This is a genomic window from Synechococcus sp. R8-2 (assembly GCF_047461715.1).
Classification (GTDB): Bacteria; Cyanobacteriota; Cyanobacteriia; order Thermostichales; family Thermostichaceae; genus Thermostichus.
Window position 1 is genome coordinate 1 of sequence record NZ_JANSHQ010000694.1, and the last position, 4,690, is coordinate 4,690.

The 4,690-nt window shown below is 60.9% G+C and carries 5 protein-coding genes; 1 reads left to right on the plus strand and 4 read right to left on the minus strand.

Going from position 1 to position 4,690, the window contains the following annotated elements:
* Positions 1–108 precede the first annotated feature (108 nt).
* From NW819_RS13940 to NW819_RS13955, 4 genes are read right to left on the minus strand one after another with little or no spacing between them, the layout of a single operon-like run.
* Complete coding sequence (locus NW819_RS13940) at positions 109–999, minus strand: M23 family metallopeptidase (protein WP_414414112.1); 891 nt, start codon at positions 997–999, stop codon at positions 109–111.
* A gap of 59 nt (positions 1,000–1,058) precedes the next feature.
* Positions 1,059–1,892, minus strand: coding sequence for a biotin--[acetyl-CoA-carboxylase] ligase (locus tag NW819_RS13945; RefSeq protein WP_414414113.1), 834 nt, complete (start codon positions 1,890–1,892; stop codon positions 1,059–1,061).
* Positions 1,893–1,904: 12 nt separating this feature from the next.
* Positions 1,905–2,537, minus strand: coding sequence for a DUF3318 domain-containing protein (locus tag NW819_RS13950; protein ID WP_011432111.1), 633 nt, complete (start codon positions 2,535–2,537; stop codon positions 1,905–1,907).
* Between the two features lie 14 nt (positions 2,538–2,551).
* Complete coding sequence (locus NW819_RS13955; RefSeq protein ID WP_414414114.1) at positions 2,552–3,271, minus strand: pyridoxine 5'-phosphate synthase; 720 nt, start codon at positions 3,269–3,271, stop codon at positions 2,552–2,554.
* A 168-nt stretch (positions 3,272–3,439) separates the two neighbouring features.
* On the opposite strand from NW819_RS13955, the gene NW819_RS13960 reads away from it, so the two are divergent.
* On the plus strand, positions 3,440–4,486 hold the full coding sequence (locus tag NW819_RS13960) for a hypothetical protein (RefSeq protein WP_414414115.1): 1,047 nt from the start codon (positions 3,440–3,442) through the stop codon (positions 4,484–4,486).
* Positions 4,487–4,690: the final 204 nt, after the last annotated feature.

The window sequence follows — 4,690 nt, forward strand, 5'->3', positions numbered from 1 at the left end:
GCGTCTGCCGTTCCGCCACGTCCGCAAAACCTGCATGACCCAACTGGTTACCTGCGCCAGCATTCCAGTTGGAGCCCGCCCACCTATGCTAACCCAAGCCGGCTCTGGCTAACCCGGCAGCTGGGCAACAGCAACCTTCAGATCATCTGTGGCGTCCAGAACCACCCAACCTTGCCCCACCGCCCGCTTCCACAGCTCAAAGTGGAGGTGCGGCCCAGTTACCGCTCCGGTCGCCCCCACATAGCCGATGACGGATCCCCGCTCTACCACTTCCCCCGGTGTTACAGCAACTTCGGACATGTGGCCATAGCGAGTGCGCCGACCGCCGGCATGCTCCAGCACAACGGTGATCCCTAGACCCCCCAGGGATCCCGAAGTGACCACCTTGCCGCTTAAAGAGGCCAAGATCGGCGTGCCCATGCTGGCCCCCAAATCCACTCCAGCATGAAACTCCGGCTCTCCGCGGATGGGGTGAATTCGCATGCCAAATCCAGAAGTAATCGGCACCGGGTGAGGTAGGGGGTAGAGCAGTCGTTCGTCACCTGCCGCCAGTTCAGGCAACCTTGGCGTTTGCGGTTCAGGAGCTTGGGGCTGGCTGGGATCCTCGATGCGAATCTCTTGGCCGGGGGCGAGAATGATGCGGCGACCGGAGCTGCGTTCCATCAGCACCACCGGCACCCCACCTTCAGGCTGAGCATGGGGAACCAGGTCATGGTTCTTCTGGGGCTCAATCACGATCTCGCGGCCCACTACCGTCTCTGGGCGGGTTTCTGCCTCAAGGGTCGCAGGGCTGCCCTCTCCCAGGGGAATGGCTCCATCCAGCAGCAGGGCTGCTGCCCCAGGCGTGTCTAGGGCCGGTTCCACCATGGGCGGCGGGGGCAAAGGGGTTGGTTGGGTTTGGGCCAGCAGAGCAGTGGGATAAAACCAGAGCAGAGCCAGCCCCAGCTTCAGCCAAAAGCGCAGCCGCCGAGCTCGGGGGGAGAAAAGGCGTGCCGCCATAACCCAAAGTTTCATCACCGAGTTCAACGCAGGCCACATGAGAAAAAACACTGGAAAAACTACGGGCTGCCGCCCGCTGGAATGGAATAGCTCAAGCGAACTTGGTCGGGTGTAAGCGTCCGGATGGATTGCTGCTGTTGCAGATGTCGCTCCCCTTGTGTTTGTACTCGCACCCTTCCATCCTCGGCAAGGCCCAAGATCGTGAGGCTAGTCCCCCTTTCGAGCCATTGGACTTGCGGCTTGACCATCCAGGCTTCGTACTCTGAGCGAACGGGGGCAAATCCCCCTTGCAACCAGACGTGGAATCCCTGCTCCATCCCCTGCAGAACCCAGCCGGCAATCTCGGTGCGGTCGAGTGAGCGGTGCAGAGGGGATCCCAAAATTTGGGCTAAGGTGATTGCCCCAATGGGAACGGGGTTGTTGACATTCACCCCCACACCGGCCACCAACCCCAGCAGTTGCCCGCCCCCCCCAAAGCGGCTTTGTACCAGGATCCCCCCCAGCTTGAGCAGAGAATCCGGGCGCTGCTCGTCCACCACCACCAAATCGTTGGGCCATTTCAGCCGCAGCGGGATCCCAAGGTTTTGCCGTAAACGGCCCGCAATGCCCCAGCCCAAGGTCAGGGTCAGTTCCAGCAGCGAGTGATGCAAGGGCGGGGATCCCAGCCAAACGGACAGGTATAGTCCCCCCGGCTGCGAGTGCCACACTCGCCCATGTTGACCTTGCCCGGCCCGCTGGCGGGTGCTGACCAAAACTGTGCCCACCGGCAGCGGCTGTGGGAACCGACGGCCCCAATCCAAGAGCAGCCGATTGGTGGAATCGGTCACCGCCACTTGCAGCAGATGGCGGCCCCACCGGCCCGCCTGGGATCCCAGCCGCGAGGGAGAAAGCATCTCTACCCGGGATTAGCTCAACACAATGTCTTCCGCCGGACGCTGGGCCAGCCGCTTGAGGTTTTGGTAGCGCAACATGTCCAGCAGATCATTGCCCGAGCGCCCCTCCAGACGGGCCTCCACATGCAGCGCCTGCCCTAGGGCCTCCACCGCCTGCAGCCGCGGGATCCCGCGCAACACCAGGCGATCCACCGCATAGGCGTCAGCAGCCAACAGACGACGGTCATTGGTTTGGTCGCGGCGCAACTGCCAGAGGGCCAAGCCACTCAAACCACCCGAAACGGTTGCTCCCACGGGATCCTGTTGTACGGCCTCGAAGATCAAGCTCAACCCCCCCAGAGCTGCTATGGCCAGGTAAAAGTCGATCTGCCGCGACACCGCCCGACTGTAGTAGCCCACCTTGTGCAGGAACAGCCCCGCCCGCTGCAGGGGGGTAAATTGCCGCCACTCGTAGGGCTTGATGAACAGCCGCATCTGCCGTTCCCAGGGCATCTGCCGGCGGCCTTTGATCACCACCGTTTGCCGTTCCGAGGCGGGCAAGATCTTCACACTCTCCCGCATACTGGCTGGCAGCAGATCCAACAGGCGCTCAATCTCCGCCTGATCCAGAACGTAGTTTTCGTAGCCGTAGTATTCCGAGTTCATGCCGGGCCTGCTCCTCAGCTTAGTCCCATCGCCTGACGCATCTCTCGCACCGCCCGATCCAGCCCCACCAGCACCGCTCGACTGATAATGCTGTGGCCGATGTTCAGCTCCTCCATGCCAGGGATCCGCGCCACCGGGCCGACATTCCAGTAGGTAAGACCATGTCCCGCATTCACCCGCAAGCCCAGTTGAAGGGCCTGTTGGCTGGCCTTTTCCAGGTGGTCAAGTTCCACCTGCCGCTGAGCTGCGGATGAGGCTTCTGCATAGCGCCCCGTGTGGAGCTCCACCCAGCGGGCTCCCACTTGGGCAGCAGCGGCAATTTGGGTCGGATCTGGGTCGATAAACAAGCTGACGGGAATGCCGGATCCCTGCAGTTGGCCGACCACATCCCTGAGGCGCGACACCTGCCCCGCCACATCCAACCCACCTTCGGTGGTGATCTCCTCCCGCCGCTCGGGAACCAAAGTGACGTAGTCAGGCTTAATCTCCAGGGCAATCGCCACCATCTCATCGGTGGCTGCCATCTCCAGGTTGAGGTGGGTGCGCACGGTTTGCCGCAGCAGCCGCACATCCCGATCTTGAATGTGACGGCGATCCTCGCGCAAGTGCACCGTAATGCCATCTGCCCCCGCCAGCTCGGCAATCACCGCTGCCGCTACCGGATCTGGCTCCACCGTGCGGCGTGCCTGTCGAAGGGTGGCAATGTGGTCGATGTTAACTCCAAGACTTAACAAGGCTTTACTGCTTTGGGTGTAGAGGAGAATACCCCTAGTATTACATTATTCAATTTACGCCGGTCAGATGAGCCAGGATGCCATGGGCCTCAGGCCGCGAGGGTGTAGGCTTTACTCTATGATCAGGTAGCGACGTCTCGCCTGTGCGGGATCCACTCCGGGCTTGCCATGACTGATCCAGATGCCTCTCTGGCGGTGGGACAACACTCCCTTGTTGACCGGGCGCGAGTGCCGGCCTTAATTGCCCAGTACTTGCCGGTGGAGATCTGCATTTACTACCAAGTCGTCCCCTTGGCCCTGGATACCGACAGCCTCATCTTGGGCATGGTGGATCCCCAGGATTTGGCGGCGTTGGACTATGTGAGCAAAATGCTGGCCTATTCCCAGATTTCCGTCCAGCCAATCCCTCTCACCGCTCAGCAGCAGCAGGATTTAATTGCCTACTACTTCAGCCATCCCCCCGACCCGGCAGAGGTGGAGCGGCTGCGCCTCCAGGCCCAAGCCAACCGGGTGACTCGGGAGGTTCCTGCTCCCGTGTCGGGGCCACCCACGCAGTTGAGGCCAACCCAGCCTCCGTCCGTCCCCGCCGACGAATCAGAAGAGACAGTGCAGCAGTTGCTCAACTCGATGCTGCGGCGGGCTTTGGATGAGAAAGCCGAGCAAATTTTCGTGGAACCTCAAGAGGGGCCTTCTTGTCGAGTGCGCTACCGCCAGCAGGGGATTTTGCGGGATCTGTTCAAAGATCTCTCCGAGTCCATACGGGCGAAGTTGATCACCGCCATGAAGCGGATGATGGCGCTGGATCCGGAGTTGATCGGGGAGCCGCAGCAGGCAGAGGTGGAGCGGATGTACCGGGGGGAGCCACTGGTGTTGCAGTTGCGCATCATCCCACAGCGCTCCAAAAGTGGCCAGCGGCAGTCCTCTAGAGAAGGGGCCATCTTGAGCATCCTGCGAGGGGAAGCTCTCCAGAAATATCAACAAGGCCAGAATAACCTCCGCGTCTCTGAGACCCTAGCTTTGGCCCAACAGACCTATCAACTGCTGCAACAATTGCAAAGTGCTCTCAGCAACACAGTTGACAAGCTTAAGCAGTACCCCAGTCCGCCGCGGAGCGACTGGCCCCTGATGACGGAGGTGTTGGCAGCTATTCAAGCCCAAGCCCAGATGATCGCCATCCACCAGCAGGACTGGGAAAAACTCAATTCCGGCAGTTGACCCCCCAAAACCAGCCCCGAGCAACATCCCTTCAACGGGATCCCTCCCGCAGCAGCACCAAAATCACTCCGGCAATGATGCTGATGGTGGCACCGGCAATCAGGCTGGTGGCTAGACGTTCCAGCCGTTCCCCGATGGTTTGTGAGGTGTCGAACTTAAAAGTGAGCTTTTCGACATCACCTGAGAGCTTTTCGACATCGCCCG

Bases quoted from the DNA above. Each gene is read 5' to 3' on its own strand.
- NW819_RS13950 (WP_011432111.1), bottom strand. From the start codon at position 2,537: ATGAACTCGGAATACTACGGCTACGAAAACTACGTTCTGGATCAGGCG.
- NW819_RS13960 (WP_414414115.1), top strand. From the start codon at position 3,440: ATGACTGATCCAGATGCCTCTCTGGCGGTGGGACAACACTCCCTTGTT.
- NW819_RS13945 (WP_414414113.1), bottom strand. From the start codon at position 1,892: ATGCTTTCTCCCTCGCGGCTGGGATCCCAGGCGGGCCGGTGGGGCCGC.
- NW819_RS13940 (WP_414414112.1), bottom strand. From the start codon at position 999: ATGGCGGCACGCCTTTTCTCCCCCCGAGCTCGGCGGCTGCGCTTTTGG.